At 71.3% G+C, this 14,749-nt stretch carries 16 protein-coding genes; 7 read left to right on the top strand and 9 right to left on the bottom strand.

The genetic code is table 11. The features are described from left to right. Window positions 1–6: 6 nt before the first annotated feature. The gene (locus tag LZ604_RS18350) at window positions 7–477 is read right to left on the bottom strand and encodes an anthrone oxygenase family protein (RefSeq protein WP_234516403.1); all 471 of its coding nucleotides are present in this window, start codon (window positions 475–477) and stop codon (window positions 7–9) included. 294 nt (window positions 478–771) lie between these two features. Between LZ604_RS18350 and LZ604_RS18355 the strand changes: the two genes are divergently transcribed. The 5 genes from LZ604_RS18355 to LZ604_RS18375 all read left to right on the top strand — a co-directional run bounded on the left by LZ604_RS18355 (window position 772) and on the right by LZ604_RS18375 (window position 6,380). Then, window positions 772–1,773 carry a beta-ketoacyl-ACP synthase III gene (locus LZ604_RS18355; protein ID WP_234516405.1) on the top strand — a complete coding sequence of 334 codons (1,002 nt, stop codon included), beginning with the start codon at window positions 772–774 and terminating at the stop codon, window positions 1,771–1,773. Next, a complete protein-coding gene (locus LZ604_RS18360; RefSeq protein WP_234516407.1) occupies window positions 1,770–3,368 on the top strand; it encodes an acyl-CoA mutase large subunit family protein in 1,599 nt (532 codons plus the stop codon). The genes LZ604_RS18355 and LZ604_RS18360 overlap by 4 nt, the downstream gene beginning before the upstream one ends. 84 nt (window positions 3,369–3,452) lie before the next feature. Beyond that, window positions 3,453–3,890, top strand: coding sequence for a cobalamin B12-binding domain-containing protein (locus LZ604_RS18365; RefSeq protein ID WP_308283606.1), 438 nt, complete (start codon window positions 3,453–3,455; stop codon window positions 3,888–3,890). A gap of 111 nt (window positions 3,891–4,001) precedes the next feature. Then, a complete protein-coding gene (locus LZ604_RS18370; protein WP_234516409.1) occupies window positions 4,002–5,345 on the top strand; it encodes an acyltransferase domain-containing protein in 1,344 nt (447 codons plus the stop codon). Window positions 5,346–5,609: 264 nt separating this feature from the next. Further along, window positions 5,610–6,380: an AfsR/SARP family transcriptional regulator gene (locus tag LZ604_RS18375; RefSeq protein WP_267971538.1), complete on the top strand. Its 771-nt coding sequence runs from the start codon at window positions 5,610–5,612 to the stop codon at window positions 6,378–6,380. Between the two features lie 143 nt (window positions 6,381–6,523). Here LZ604_RS18375 and LZ604_RS18380 read toward each other — a convergent pair whose 3' ends face one another. The 7 genes from LZ604_RS18380 to LZ604_RS18410 all read right to left on the bottom strand — a co-directional run bounded on the left by LZ604_RS18380 (window position 6,524) and on the right by LZ604_RS18410 (window position 10,233). Further along, window positions 6,524–6,793, bottom strand: coding sequence for a hypothetical protein (locus LZ604_RS18380; protein WP_234516412.1), 270 nt, complete (start codon window positions 6,791–6,793; stop codon window positions 6,524–6,526). Window positions 6,794–6,871: 78 nt separating this feature from the next. Then, window positions 6,872–7,177 carry an antibiotic biosynthesis monooxygenase family protein gene (locus LZ604_RS18385; protein WP_234516413.1) on the bottom strand — a complete coding sequence of 102 codons (306 nt, stop codon included), beginning with the start codon at window positions 7,175–7,177 and terminating at the stop codon, window positions 6,872–6,874. Further along, a complete protein-coding gene (locus tag LZ604_RS18390; RefSeq protein WP_234516415.1) occupies window positions 7,174–7,500 on the bottom strand; it encodes an antibiotic biosynthesis monooxygenase family protein in 327 nt (108 codons plus the stop codon). Before LZ604_RS18390 ends, LZ604_RS18385 begins: the two co-directional genes overlap by 4 nt. A gap of 2 nt (window positions 7,501–7,502) precedes the next feature. Beyond that, complete coding sequence (locus tag LZ604_RS18395; RefSeq protein ID WP_234516580.1) at window positions 7,503–8,252, bottom strand: SDR family NAD(P)-dependent oxidoreductase; 750 nt, start codon at window positions 8,250–8,252, stop codon at window positions 7,503–7,505. A 68-nt stretch (window positions 8,253–8,320) separates the two neighbouring features. Next, a complete protein-coding gene (locus LZ604_RS18400) occupies window positions 8,321–9,373 on the bottom strand; it encodes a methyltransferase (protein WP_234516417.1) in 1,053 nt (350 codons plus the stop codon). Between the two features lie 60 nt (window positions 9,374–9,433). Continuing rightward, complete coding sequence (locus LZ604_RS18405; RefSeq protein ID WP_234516419.1) at window positions 9,434–9,901, bottom strand: anthrone oxygenase family protein; 468 nt, start codon at window positions 9,899–9,901, stop codon at window positions 9,434–9,436. Window positions 9,902–9,903: 2 nt separating this feature from the next. Then, the gene (locus LZ604_RS18410; RefSeq protein WP_234516421.1) at window positions 9,904–10,233 is read right to left on the bottom strand and encodes a TcmI family type II polyketide cyclase; all 330 of its coding nucleotides are present in this window, start codon (window positions 10,231–10,233) and stop codon (window positions 9,904–9,906) included. A 245-nt stretch (window positions 10,234–10,478) separates the two neighbouring features. On the opposite strand from LZ604_RS18410, the gene LZ604_RS18415 reads away from it, so the two are divergent. Continuing rightward, entirely contained in the window at window positions 10,479–11,189 is a 711-nt protein-coding gene (locus LZ604_RS18415; RefSeq protein WP_234516423.1) for a SchA/CurD-like domain-containing protein, read from the top strand. Between the two features lie 87 nt (window positions 11,190–11,276). Here LZ604_RS18415 and asnB read toward each other — a convergent pair whose 3' ends face one another. Beyond that, window positions 11,277–13,100 carry an asparagine synthase (glutamine-hydrolyzing) gene (asnB, locus tag LZ604_RS18420; protein WP_234516425.1) on the bottom strand — a complete coding sequence of 608 codons (1,824 nt, stop codon included), beginning with the start codon at window positions 13,098–13,100 and terminating at the stop codon, window positions 11,277–11,279. Between the two features lie 306 nt (window positions 13,101–13,406). On the opposite strand from asnB, the gene LZ604_RS18425 reads away from it, so the two are divergent. Beyond that, complete coding sequence (locus LZ604_RS18425) at window positions 13,407–14,711, top strand: lysine N(6)-hydroxylase/L-ornithine N(5)-oxygenase family protein (protein ID WP_234516427.1); 1,305 nt, start codon at window positions 13,407–13,409, stop codon at window positions 14,709–14,711. Window positions 14,712–14,749: the final 38 nt, after the last annotated feature.

The raw sequence follows: 14,749 nt of genomic DNA on the forward strand, positions 1-14,749 counted from the left end.
TCGAGGTCACACGGCCACCCAGGCCACCGCGATCGCGTTCAGGGCCAGCCCGAGCAGCGCCAGCACCGTCCGCAGGTGGTGCCAGCCGCGCCACAGCGGCCGGGGGTCCTGCCAGCCGGCCGGGATGGTGCCGGCGTCGACGAGGGCGACCTGGCGGTTGATGGGGACGTTGCACGCGCGGGAGACGACGGAGACCCCGAGCAACAGCACCCCGGACAGCACGAAAAGCACCCGGATCCAGGCCCGGTCCACCAGCGCGGCCAGCACCAGGTCCCCGAGGATCGAGGTGATCACGATGATCGGCATCATCGGGTCGTAGTTGCGGCCGAGCAGTTTGTGCACCTCCACATAGCGGTCGACGGGCAGGTCCATGGCCATCGGGATGACACTGACGGCCACGGCGAAGAAGACCCCCGAGACGATGCCGCTGCCCAACAGCACCAGCACGCTCAGTCCATGGGTGAAGAAGGTGCTCAACGCTTTCGCCTCCTGTGTCTTTCGCCCCCTCGGTGCGGCAAGTGCCAGCCACCCTGGCAACGCCCGCTGGTGGGTCTCTAGGACCCGCCTGAACGCCCGGTGTGCCCCTTCGCCGCGCCACGTCCGCGTTCCCCGGCCGTACCTGCGCTTCCTTCAGTCGTGCTCGATGTCCCGTAGAGCCGCTCCGGAGACCATCGCCGCACCGGCCCGCGTCCGCGGGTGGACCGGACCGCGGCAGCCCCTGACCGGGGCGGCGCCGGGCGCGGCCGATGTTCCCGAGGGAGAGGAAAGAGCGTGTTGCGAGCCAGTTGCCGCCAGGAGCCACGCTTCGGCCGCATCATCGGGGTCGGGGGCTACCGACCGCAGCGGGTCGTGGACAACGGCGAGATCTGCCGGTCCATCGACTCCAGCGAGGAGTGGATCGAGACCAGGTCGGGGATACGGCGCCGCCACTTCGCCACGCGCGAGGAGACGCACGCCGTGATGGGCGCCGCGGCGGCCGAGAAGGCCATCGCCGCGGCCGGCCTCGATCCGCTGGACATCGGCTGCGTCATCGTGGCCACCACGACCAACCTGGTGTCGCTGCCCGCGGTCGCGGTGGACGTCGCCCACCGGGTGGGCGCGCGCCGGGCGGGCGCATTCGACCTGAACGCCGCCTGCGCCGGTTTCTGCTACGGGGTCGGCACCGCCTCGGCGATGATCCGCAGCGGGGAGGCGGACCACGTCCTCGTGGTCGGAGCCGAGCGGCTGACCGATCTGGTGGACCCGACGGACCGGCAGATCGCCTTCCTGCTCGCCGACGGCGCCGGCGCCGTCGTGATCGGACCCTCCGAGGAGCCCGGGATCGGGCCGGTGGTCTGGGGGGCGGACGGCGACCAGATGGAGGCCGTGGTCATGACCCGCTCCTGGGGGGACTACCGGCACGACGCCGCGGGTCCGCCGCCGGTGATGAGGATGGACGGACGGCGGGTCTTCCGCTGGGCGGTGGACGAGATGGCCCAGACCGCCCGCGAGGCGATGAGGGCGGCCGGCGTGACCGTCGACGACCTCGCCGCGTTCATCCCGCACCAGGCCAACATGCGTATCACCGAGGTCCTCGCCAAGGAACTGGGGCTGCCCGCCCATGTCGTGGTGGCCGACGACATCGTCACCACCGGCAACACCAGTTCCGCGTCCATCCCGCTGGCCATGGAGCACATGCTCACCGGCGGCCAGGCCGCGAGCGGGGACCTCGCGCTGCTCATCGGCTTCGGCGCGGGCCTCACCTATGCGGCCCAAGTGGTGCGGCTGCCATGAGCGTACGCCCGCAGGACACCCAGACCGCCGCCACCACCGACGCCGGGATCCCCGTGGACGCCGTCTACACCCCCGAGCGGCATCCGGTGCGCACGCCGGAGCCCCCGGGCGAGCCGCCGTTCACCCGGGGAGTACGCCCGCTGATGTACCGCGAGCGGCCCTGGGCCGTGCGCCAGCTGGCCGGGTTCGGCACGCCGGAGGACACCAACCGGCGGCTGCGGCTGCTCCTGGAGCACGGGGCCACGGCCGTCAACACCGTCTTCGACTTCCCCACCAACCGCGGCTATGACAGCGACGCGCCCCTGGCCCGTGCGGACGCGGGCCAGGGCGGCGTCGCCGTCGACAGCGTGGAGGACATGGTCGCGCTGTACGCCGGGATCCCGCTGGACGAGGTGAGCGTCTCGATCGTGGTCTCCCACCCGGTCGCCGCCGGGGTCGTGCTCGCCATGTACCTGGTGGCCGCCGAACGCCGCGGCTACCGGCCGGAGGACCTCGCCGGCACCCTCCAGAACGACTTCATGATGGAGACGGTGGTCCTGACCGCGCCGAGCGTGCTGGAGCCCGCCTTCGCCTTCCGGCTGTCCACCGATGTCGTCGAGTACTGCCTGCAGCACGTGCCCCGCTGGAACGCGATCAGCTACACCGGCTACAACTACCGCGAAGCCGGCGCCGACGCCGTGCAGGAGGCCGCGCTGGTGGTGGCGCACGCGGTCGCCACCGCGGAGGAGATGGTCCGCCGCGGCCACCCCGTGGACACCTTCGCGAGCCGTCTGACCGCGTTCTTCAGCGCGGACAACGATTTCTTCGAGGAGATCGCCAAGTACCGTGCGGCGCGGCGCGTCTACGCCCGGGTGTTCGCCGAGCGCCTCGGTGCCCGGGAGCCGCGCAGCCGCATGCTGCGCTACCACGTGCAGACCGCCGGATCCGCGCTCACCGCGCAGCAGCCCCTCAACAACGTGACCCGGTCGGCCTACCACGCGCTCGCGGCGGTGCTCGGCGGCGCCCAGTCACTGCACGTCAGCGCGTACGACGAGGCCCTGTCCATTCCCTCCGAGAGCGCGGCGCTGACGGCCCTGCACACCCAGCACATCCTGCGCCATGAGACCGGAGTCGACCGCACGGCCGACCCGCTGGCGGGCAGCCACTACGTGGAGAGCCTGACCGACGCGGTCGAGCAGCGGGTGTACGAACTGCTCGCGCGGATCGACGCCTTGGGCGGCCTGGTGGCCGCCGTGGAGCAGGGCTGGGTGCACAAGCACCTGCTCGCCAACGCCTACGAGCGCCAGCTCGCGATCGACGACGGCACCCGCACGGTGGTCGGGGTCAACCGCTTCCGCTCGGACGAGCCGCTGCACATCGACCCGTTCCGGGTGCCCGCGACCCTCGAGCCGCAGGAGGACAAGCTGCGGCGGCTGCGCGCCGGCCGCGACGGGGCGCGGGTGCGGGCGGCGCTGGACGCCCTGCGGGACACGGCCGCCTCCGGCCGCAACACCATGCCGCCCCTGCTGGAGGCCGTGCGGGCCGGGGCGACGCTCGGGGAGTGCTCGGAGGTCTTCCGCGACCTCCACGGCGGCTGGCGCCAGCCGCTCATCTGACCGTGCCGGGCGGCGGCCGGAGCCGCCGCCCGGAGTCCTCCCACCACCGTCGCGCGGCGACCGAAGGAGAGCAAAGTGAGTCAAGTGGACCGCATTCGCGTCGTGATGGCCAAGCCCGGCCTCGACTCCCACTACCGCGGGACCATGGTCGTGAGCCGGTATCTGGTGCAGCAGGGCATGGAGGTCGTCTACGTCGGCAACCAGACGGCCGAACAGATCGTACGGGCCGTACTGGCCGAGGACGCGGACGTGCTGGGGCTGTCCAGCCTCTCGGGAAACCATCTGGCGACCGTGCCGCCGATCCTGGCCGGACTGCGATCCTCCGGCCTGGACGACGTCCTGGTGCTCCTTGGCGGAATTGTGCCGTCCGCTGATGCGGAGGTGTTGCGCGCGGCCGGTGTGCACGAGATCTTCGGACCGGGAAGTGAGCTGGTCACGATCGCGCGGACGATCAGGGAACGGGTCGCGCGGCGCGCGGCTCCGGTGGCTCCGGCCGTTACCGAAGGTATCGCGATGGCCTGAGATGGCCTTTAGAACGCTTCCAGACAGCGGTGTTTCGATCGAGCTGCGTGGCCGGTCCAGATCGGCCGGGCGCCGGGATCGACGTGTACACCGACAGGAGGCACGGGCCAGATGAAGGACCTCGGGGGACGAGCGAAGCGTGGCACCGGCGCGGTGGAGCCCTCGGGCACCACCGAGCCACGGCTGTTCATCTGGTCGGCGCCTGACGAGACAGGAGAAACGGTCCTCCGGGAGGAGCTCGCGACCTGGCTCCGGAAGACGCCGCCCGAGAAGTTCGGCGACACCGCGGACGCGACGGTCCGCCGCTTCGGAGGGGCCCGGACCTCGCACCACACCGTGCGCGGTGCGGTGGTGGCGCGGGACGCCGAAAGTGCGGTCGCCCTGCTGCGCTCGGGCCGCCCGGCGGTCCGCGCCCGCCGGAGCTCCGCGCCGCGCCCGGTCGCCCTCCTCTTCCCGGGTCACGGATCCCAGCGGCCGCGCATGGGCGCCGGGTTGTACCGCCGGGACCCCGCCTTCACGGCGGCGATGGACGAGTTCTTCGCCGGCTACGAGGCCGCCGGGGGCAAGCCGCTGACCGAGGAGTGGCTCGCCGAGGAACCGAGCGCCTCCATCGACGCCGGGGAACTCGGCCAGCCCCTGCTGTACGCGGTCGGGCTCGCGCTGGCCCGGATGGTGGAGAGCTGGGGGCCGAGGCCGACGGCCGTGCTCGGGCACAGCGTCGGTGAACTGGTGGCGGCGACCGTCTCCGGTGTACTCCGCCCGGCCGACGGGGCGCGGCTGATGGCCGCGCGGTCCCACACCTACGCGCCCGTCCCGGCGGGCGGTCTGCTCGCCGTCGCCGCCTCCGTCGAGGAACTCGCCCCCTACGCGGTCGAGGGGGTGAGCGTGGCCGTGGTCAACGGCCCCCGGCAGACGGTGCTGGGCGCCCCCGAGAGCCAACTGGCCGCGGTGGAGCGGAGGCTGCGCGCGGACGGCTACCTCGCGAGGCGCGCCCGCATTCCCCAGCCCTTCCACACACCGCACGCCCTGGTCGCGGCCGAGCTGTTCGAACCGGCCTTCGCCGAGGTCCGGTTGACGCCGCCCGTCGTTCCGCTGTACTCGTCGGCCACCGGGGCCCGGGTGAGCGAGGAGGAGGCGACCCGGCCGCGGTTCTGGGCGCGCCAGATGTCCGACCCGGTGCTCTTCGGGCCGGCGCTCGACACCCTGCTCGCCGACGAGGAGCTTCTGCTGGTCGAGGCGGGTCCCGGCCGGGCCCTGACAACCCTGGCCCTGCGCCATTCCGCGGTCGCCCAGGGCCGCAGCGACGCGGTGGCCCTGCTGCCGGCGAGAGCGGACGCGACCGGGAGCGCGGACCGCGAGGAGGCGCTCTGGGCCGCGGCGCGGCTGTGGATCGAGGGACACTCCCTCGACTGGAGCGCGGTTAATGCCATGGCAAAATCCCGACGTCCCGTTTGAAAGACTTCCTCCCTTTACTTAGGCCCTCTTGAGCTGTTGTTTTCCGTACGGATAGCCTGCGGAGTCAAATAACCGTAGTTACTCGACGGTAGCGCTCATCTGTGCCGGCCTTTTCGTCAGGAAATATTGTTCAACGTTCATGAATCCCGTTACCGCTGCTGTGAACACGGCACAGTCCACGGATGTCGAGTGCGGCTCAGTGTCGGAAATGGATCATCCAATCCGGATGGGGGAAACATGGAGTTCGCGGTGTTGGGCACGTTGATGGCCAGAGAAGGGAACGTCGATTGTACTCCCAGCGCACCCAAACTGCGCAGAGTGCTGGCGACTCTGCTGCTGCGCGCCAACAAGCTGGTCCTCACGGAGACGCTGGCCGAGGAGCTGTGGCAGCACAACCCCCCGCCCACCGCGATGGCGACCCTCCAGACGTATGTCTATCAGTTGCGCAAATCCCTGGGGGCCGACGGTCGCGATCGGGAAGGAATGATTCGTACCCGAACGGACCCCTCCGGTTACGTACTGAACGTCGACCCCGAAAAAGTCGACCTGGTCCGCTTCCGCAGCCTGCTCGGCGAAGGCAGGCGCGCCCTGGAAGAGCATCGTCCGGAAAGGGCTTCCGATCTTCTCCACCGGGCTCTGTCCCTGTGGCAGGGGCCGGTTTTCGGAGGCGTGCGCAGCGGGCCGGTACTCGAAGGTCACGCCGCGTACCTGGAGGAGGAGCGGATGAACGCCCTGGAGCTGCGCATCGACGCCGACCTGCGGATCGGCCGGCACCGGGAACTCGTCTCCGAGCTGAAATCGCTCACCGTCACCCATCCCCTCCACGAGTGGTTCCAGAGCCGATTAATGATCGCTCTGCATCTGTCGTCCCGGCGGGGCGAGGCCCTGGAGACCTTCCACCGCTACCGTCACGTCCTCCAGGAGGAGCTGGGCCTTGAGCCCAACCACGAGATACAGCAGGTGCAAAGGGACATACTCAACTGCGAGCCGACGAGCTGGTACGGCATAGACCGCGTGTACCCCTCCGTACGCTGATCCGCAGCACACCCGCTCACCCACGGTCCGCCGCAGCACGGCAACGTCCCCACGCCGCTCGTGCCTCGCACGACTAAGCCCACCCAAGACGCGAAGGCCCGCCGCCGCCGAGGCGCGGGCCTTCTGGCGTCCACGGCACCCGGTCAGAACCGTTCCACCAGACGCTCCCAGGCCCTGCGTTCGGCCTCGGTCAGCAGGGTGTCGGGCGGCGCAGCCCACGTCGGTGCGGGCGCCGGGCGGGGCGGAGTGCGGCGGTCGCGTCGCAGGCGGGCACCCTTGCCGATCAGCGCCGCGAGATGCGCCGGCGGCACCGCGCCGTGGTACGCCCCGAGCATGATCAGCCCGTCGACGGCGGTCCGCCACACGCTCCGCAGGGCGCGCAGCAGCCGGAGTGTGCCGGGGGTCGGGGGCATGGCAGGTCCTCCGATGGACGTGCGGAAACCGGGGCGGAGTGATGGTTCATCACCTCCGCCCCGGAAGGGGGTGAGTTCTCAGTACGACGCGCGGACCGCGTACATGTCCCAGGGGCGGCGCGTACGGTCCTGATAGGGCCGCAGACCCGCCGTCTGGTCCTTGTGGTCGGGCCCCTCGTCCCAGGCGTGGAAGGCCTCGAGGCTCTCCCACTCGCTCATCACCGCGAACGCGTCGTCCTCGATCAGCGAGTGCAGCAGCTCGTTGCCGAGCAGCCCCGGTGTGTCCGCCAGTGTCTTGCTGATCTCGTGGTACGCCCGCTCGATGACCTCCGGCCCTTCGGCGGGTGCCCGGCAGAACAGCAGGATGCGGATCCGGTCGCTCACCCGGCCACCGCCCGCGGCTTGTCCAGCGCGTGCACCACGGTCATGGTCCACATGGCACCGCCCGAACGGTACGGGTGCAGCTTGGTGCGGTGCTCCAGGTGCTGGTCGCTCTGCTCGAACTCGCGGAAGCTCGGCTCGTCCACCCACTCGCTGAGGATGTAGTAGACGTGCTCGTCCTCGTCGCTCCTCATCAGCCACTGGCCCAGATTGGCGGGGTGCCCGGTGACCCCGGTCCCCACCTCCAGCCAGGTGTGCTCGAAATCCTTCTCCATGCCGGGCTTGATCTCGGCCCGCAGCAGGACGCGGAAGCTGCCGGACGCCATGGTCAGATCCCCCCGTCGACGTGGAGCGTCTCGCCGGTGACGTACGCCGACAGGTCGCTCGCCAGGAACAGCACGGCACCGGCGACCTCGTCGGGGCGGCCGAGCCGGCCCATGCCGGTCAGGCCCCGGTAGCGGGTCTGGACGCGCTCCAGCTCCTCCGGGGAGGCCTTCTCGAACTCCTCGGTCTCGATGACGCCGGGCGCCACCAGATTGACCCGGATGCCCTTCGGGCCCAGCTCCTTCATCAGCGACCGGGTCAGCCCGATCAGACCCGCCTTGGCCGCCGTGTAGTGGGCGCGCAGCGGGATGCCGACGACCGCGGCGCGCGAACCGACGGTGATGATCGAGGAGCCTTCCCTCAGCAGCGGCAGCGCCTTCTGGATCACCAGGAAGGGCGCGGTCAGGTTGGTGTCGATCACCCGCCGCCACTCGTCCAGCGGCAGCTCCGCGAAGGGGACATGGCTGATCACACCGGCGTTGTTGACCAACACGTCCAGGGCGCCGAGGCGCGCCTCCGTCTCGTCGACGAGCCGCGCCACGGCCTCCGGGTCGCTGACGTCGGCCTTGAGGACATGGTGGTCGCCGCCGATGGCCGCGAGTTCCTTGACCAGGCCCTCGACCGCCTCGCTGTCGCTGCGGTAGCAGGTGACGACCTTGGCGCCGGCCCGGGCCAGCGCCAGGACGATGCCGCGGCCGATCCCGCGGGTGCCGCCGGTGACGAGCACCCTCTTTCCGGTCAGATCGACGTCCATGGTGATGCCTTTCTCGTGATGGTCGGTGCGGGTCGGTGCGGGGTCGTCGGACGCCGTGCGGCGCCCGGTCACGGGACGGGACGGCACTCCAGGACCGTCCACCGGCCCTGGACGGGCTCGTTGACCAGGTCGAAGCCGGAGGCGGCGAGCAGCTCCCGCCACTCGGGCAGGGTCCGCTCGCGCCCGCCGAAGCGGAGCATCATGTCGAGGTCGAGGAATTTCCCCTGGTCCCACTGGTTCGGCGGCGCCAGCACATGGTCGAGGACGATCAGCCGTGCCTCCGGCCGGTCGCCGATCGCGGCACGGACGCCCCGCAGGATGCGTACGGCGTCCTCGGCACCCCAGTCGTGCAGGACCTGCTTGAGCAGATACGCGTCGCAGCCGGCCGGGAGCGGCCCGAAGAAGTCGCCGGCCACCACCTCGACCCGGTCGGCGACCCCCGCCTCGGCGAGGTGCTCGTGCGCCCCGGCGACGACGGAGGGCTGGTCGAACAGCAGACCGCGGGCCCCCGGCACGTTCTGCAGGACGGCACCCAGGAAGTAGCCCCGGCCGCCGCCGATGTCCGCGATGCTGGCGAAGCGTGTGAAGTCGTACTGCGACAGGAAGAGATGCGTGGTCGAGCGGCTCATCTGGGTCATCGCCCGGTCGAACAGGCCGCCCGCCTCGGGGTGCCCGGCGAGGTACTCGAAGAAGCCCTGCCCGAAGACGTGCTCGAACGACGGTTCCCCGGTGCGGACCGTGTGCAGGATGTCGCCGTACGGCAGGCGCACCGACTCGGCGCTGTTGTAGAGCACCAGATCCCGCACGCTGAACGGGATGTCGCTGCGCAGGCCGACCGTGAGGTCCGTCTCGGCGAAGCGCCGGCCGGGCTCCTCGGAGACCACCCCGAACGCCGACGCACAGCGCAGCACCCGGTACAGGGAGTCGGCATGGGTGCCGGTCTTCTCGGCGAGCCGCTCCACCTCCAGCGGCCCGTCGGCCAGATGGTCGGCTATACGCAGTTCCGCCAGCACGTACAGCACCTCGGAGACCCGCCGCCCATTGGTCAGCAGGACGAGCCGTACCGGTGCGGGCAGCGTCTCCGGGTCGGGAGGGCCGCCGGTCATGGGTGCCACGCTCATGGTGGATCAGCCCTTTCTGAAAGGCCGTTGGCGGACCCCGGGAGGTCCTTCGGGAGGGAATCAGAGGAGGGTGCCGGTGACGACGACGAGGACCGCGAGGGAGCACACCACCAGCGCGGTCCGCACCCGGTTCCAGTTGCTCCACCGCACCCGCGGGTCGAGCTGCTCCCAGTTCGCGGGCAGCCGGCCGGGATCGACCGTGGCGATCCACCGGTTGATCGGCACGTTCTTCGTCAGCGAGACGACGATCGCGCCGACCAGCAGCAACGCCGAGACCGTGAACAGGGCGCTCGCGCGCGCCGTCGGCGCGACGATGGTCAGCACCACGTCGCACAGCAGCGCGGTGAGCATGCACGCCGGCATGAACGGATCGAACCGGGTCACCATGAACTGGTGCGTGGGCACATACCGTTCCGTCGGCAGGGACAGCAGCAGCGGCGCCCCGCCCAGCACCGCGATCATCAGGCCGCCCGCCGCGAGGCCGTTGCCCATCAGCGCGAAGGGGAGCAGCACGCGTACGACGTCCACGGTCAGTCCCGGCGCCAGGTGTAGAACGGCTGCGCCATCGCGTCCTTGGGCTCCGCCCAGGCCGGGTCGTAGGGGCGCATGTACTGGGCCAGCTTCTCGTGGATGTCCTGGTAGAGCGGGTGACTGCGGGCCTTGTACAGGTCCGGCTGGATGTCCTGGTCCGACTCCACGAGGTGGAAGTACAGATCGTGGAACCGGAACAGGGTGCGCCGCTTGGCGCCTATGAGGTGCGGCAGCTCCGACGCGTCCGACTCGGCGAATATCTTCGCCACCGCCGGGGCGTCGGCCGGGTCCATACGAGCGACGATGAGCGTCCGGTCGGTGTGTTCCATGGGCGATCTCCCTTTCCAGGCCCGCGGCGTAGGGCGGCTACCGGTCCTCGGGGCGCCGTGGCGCGCGGGCCGTACGGTCAAGGCGCGAGGCCCGGCTGCGGTCGGGCGCCATCGTGGCAACGGGAAGTCCAAGGGTTCTCAAGAGCGTCTGAAGCGATTTCGCCCTTCAGCCGTTTCCGATCGGGCGTGGACCGGGTGACTGCACGATCCGTCACAGACAAGCCCACCGGCGGACAGGGAGCGTCATGGCTTTCATCGCGATCAGCTACAGGGTCCGGACGGGCCACGAGGAGGAGATCGCCGACATCTTCTCCGAGCGGAACTTCAAGCGGGTCGACTCCGCCCAGTACCGCGACGAACAGGGCCGGGCGGCCGGCCGGAACGTCTCCACCGGACTGTTCATCCGGGGCGAGTTCATGACCCGTGTGGTGCAGTTCGAGGGCGACCTGCGGCAGATCGGCCCGCACATGGGCGCCCAGGAGGGCGTGAAGGAGGCGGAGCGCCGGCTCTCGCCGTACCTCCAGGTGCCGCGCGACACACAGACCGTGGAAGGCTTCCGGGAGTACTTCCAGAACGCCCTGATGCAGTGCGTCTTCCAGGAGTCCCGCGCCGAGCGCTCGGCACAGCTGGCCGCCTGGGCCTACCGCGTCACCCCCGGGCACGACGACGCACTCGGCGAGGTCTTCGAGAAGGCCCAGGGCACGCTCTTCGACGGGCCCGCCGGCCCGCTGCTGGCCTCGACCGCGTTCGTCAAGGACGACTATCTGGTGTGGGCCGTGCAGTACGACGGCGAACTCGACGCTGTGGTAAGCCAGTTGACCGGAAGCGGCGTGGCCGCGCAGACGGAGGAGGGCCTGCTGCCGTACCTCGCCGACCGGCGGGAGGCGACGGGGCCCGCGGGGTTCGGCGCCGCAACCATGCGGCGCCTGCAGATGCTCTCCGCCGACGTCTCATAAGGACCCGCGGACCGAGCGTCCCGACCGCCCGTCGCACATACCCGTGCGACGGGCGGCCGGCCGTGCGCGGCCCACCGGCCGCCGGAGTCACAGAGCGAGGCGGACGCCGTACTCGGTCAGCCACAGATGCAGCTGCAGGACCATCTCGATGTTCGTGCGGGTCAGCCAGTGCGCCCCACCCCGCGCCTCGGCGCCCGCCGCGCGGGCCGCCACCGGGTCGAGCAGCGGCGCCACCGGCGAGTCCGGATCGTCCAGCACCCGCATCAGCTCGCGGCGCAGCACATGGGTGTACGCGGGATCCTGGTTGACCGGGAACGGGCTCTTGCGGCGCTCCACCACCGACCTGGGCAGCAGATCGCCCACCGCCGACCGCAGCAGGCTCTTCTCCCGCCCGCCACGGGTCTTCAGCTCCCACGGCACATTGAAGAGGTACTCCACCAGCCGGTGGTCGCAGAACGGCATCCGCACCTGGAGGCCTGCGGCCCGGCTGAGGCGGTCGTCGCGGTCCAGGAGCCGTGGCAGCCAGTGCACGAGGTGCAGATGGCACACCTCACGCAGTCGCCGGTCGCGGTCGCTCTCACCGTCCAGCCGGGGCACCTCGGCGACGGCCTGCCGATAGCGGTCGGCCCCGTACGCGGCCAGGTCCAGCTTGCCCAGCAGCCCCCGGTCGAACAGTCCGAGGCCCAGACCGTGCCGGGACGCCTCGTGGGAGCGCTCGTACGCCACCCACGGGAACTGCTCGGGGCCCGCCGCGTCCGGCTCGTACATCCCGGTGAAGCCGCCGAAGATCTCGTCGGCACCCTCGCCGGAGAGCGCGACGGGCGAGTGCTCGCGGGCCGCCCGGAAGATGAGCAGTCCGGCCACGTCCATCTCCGCGAACGGGGTCGGCCGGTCCTGGGCCCGCAGCACCGCCCTGCGCAGCCGCGGCTCCAGCAGGTCCGCCGTGCCGAGCACGACATCGGTGTGGTCGGAGCCGATATGGCGGGCCACCTCGGCCGCGTACGGGGCGTCCGGGGTGGTGCGGACGTTGTCCGGGCGGAAGTTCTCCGCGTAGCCGATGAACGTCGCGGTCGCGGTGCGCAGCCGGCCCCGGTCCTTCAGCGCGAGGGCGGCGAGCGCGGTGATCGCTCCGGAGTCCAGGCCGCCGGAGAGCAGCGAGCACGGGACGGCGTCGCCCTCGACGGCCCGGCCGACGCTGTCGGCGAGCAGCGAGTGGACCGTGGCGACGGTGGTCTCCGGGTCGTCGGTGTGGGGACGGGCCTCGAGCGTCCAGTACGGCCGCTCGGCCACGCCGCCCTCCCCGGCGTCGAGCAGATGACCGGGCCGCACCTCGGCGATGCCGCGGAACACGCTCGCGCCCGGCGTCTTGGCCTGGGTGAACAACTCGCGCAGCCCGTCGGCGTCGAGGACCGGTTCCAGCAGGGAGCCGGCCAGGAGAGCCTTGGGCTCCGACGCGAAGTACACGGTGTCGTTCAGCCGGGCGTAGTGCAGCGGGCGTACGCCGAGCCGGTCACGGACCAGCAGCAGGCGGCCCCGCCGGGAGTCGAACACGGCGAACGCGAATGCCCCGTCGAGGTGCTCGGCACAGTCGGCGCCCCAGGCCAGATAGGCGTGCAGCGCGGCCTCCGCGTCGGTGCCGTGGCGGGCGCGGTGGCCGTGGGCGGAGAGCGCGGCGCGCAGCGGTGCGGTGTCATGGAGCACCCCGTCGAAGACGACGGCCACGCCCTGCCCGTCCTCCGCCCGCTCCTCGGCGATGCCGCCCGGGGCGGCCGCGAGCGCCACGCGCGCCCCGCGCCAGGCGTACACCTCGGCGGGGGCGTCCCGGCTCGTGGTGGCGGCCATCGCATCCAGCACCGACCGTGTGTGTCCGGGTCCGGAGCCGAAGCCGATCCAGCCGGCGATACCGCTCATACGGAACTCCTTGTCGCGAAACGCCTGGTGGGATGCCCGGCACGGGGAGGCCCCGGCACACGGCCGGCCCTGCGACCCGAGGCGGGGCGATACCCGCACAGTGTGGATTCGGCCCCTGGGAGGAGAGTCGAGCACGTCTGAACGAGACGGCGCAGCCGGTCCGTCGCACGGGCCGCGCCCGAGCCGCGGCACCTGTGTGGGGCCGCGCCGATGCGGATCCGCCCGCTCTCAGACGTTCTCGATTCCTGCACCACCGGCCCCGGCCACGCTGTGGGCACATCGGTCCGTACGGAGAGGTGTCCGTCCATGGTGTCGACTTCCGCTCATGCGCCGAACCGCCCCGCGCCGCACGGCGTCCCGCACCACCGGGTCGCCGCGATCGGCGCGGGCCCGGCCAACCTGAGCCTCGCGGCCCTGGCCGAGGACGTCCTGCCCCAGGACGTGGTGCTCTTCGACCGGCGCCCGGCCCATGCCTGGCACCCCGGCCTGATGCACCCAGGGGTCCGTCTCCAGACCTCATGGATCAAGGACCTGGCCAGCCTGGTCGACCCCCGCAACCGGCTGTCGTTCCTCAACTACCTCGTCACCACGGGCCGCGTCTACGCCTTCCTGAACGCGCAGTTCGACGCCATCCCGCGCCTGGAGTACGACCGCTATCTGGCCTGGGCCGCCGAGCAGCTGACCAGCATCCGCTACGGCGTGGACATCCGGGACGTCCGGTTCGCCGGGCCGGGTGAAGGGTTCGTGCTCCACGACGCCGACGGCCCGGTCGCCACCAGTGACCACCTGGTCATCGGCACCGGCACCCGCCCCCACGTCCCCGACTGCTTCCGGGACCGCGACATCCCCGGCGTGCTGCTCGCGGAGGAGATCGGCGAGCACTTCGAGACCTGCCGCTGCGCCCCGTACGAGCCCGCGGTCGTCGTCGGCGGCGGCCAGACCGGTGCCGAGGCGGTCCTCGCGCTGCTCAGCTACGGACTGCGGGAGATCCGCTGGATCGGCCGCCGCCCCTGGTTCGCGCCGCTGGACGACTCGCCGCCCGCCAACGACTTCTTCCGCCCGGCCTATCTGCGGCACTTCCAGACCCTGCCGGGCCAGGTCCGTGAGCGGTACGTCGCCGAGCAGATCCTGACCAGCGACGGCGTGTCGATGTCGACGTTGCAGGAGCTGTACCAGGCCAACTACGAGACCTGGCTGTCCGAGGGCCGGGCCCCGGTGATGATGCTCCCCGGCCGGGACGTCGTCGAGGCCGGGCACCAGGACGACCTGGTGGTACTGCGCTGCCGCCGGGCGGCCGGGGGACACGAGCGGCACACCGCCCGCCATGTCGTACTCGCCACCGGGCGCCGCCCCGCACCGCTGCCCCTCGCACCGGAGGTCCTCGACCTGGAGCCGGGCGAGGAACCGTACGTGGAAGCCGACTACTCGCTGCGCTGGAAGCACGCCGACCGCCACAAGGTCTTCGTGCAGAACCGCGCCCAGCCGAGTCACGGAGTGGCCGACCCGAACCTCAGCCTGCTGTCGGTGCGCAGCGCGGCGATCCTCAACTCCCTGCTGGAGCGCGAGGTGTTCCCCATCCGCGACGAGCAGGTACAGACGCTCTGGGCGTGAGGACCGCGCCCCGACGCCGGCGCACAAGACCTCCCGAA

This window comes from Streptomyces glomeratus, assembly GCF_021462825.1.
GTDB lineage: Bacteria > Actinomycetota > Actinomycetes > Streptomycetales > Streptomycetaceae > Streptomyces > Streptomyces glomeratus.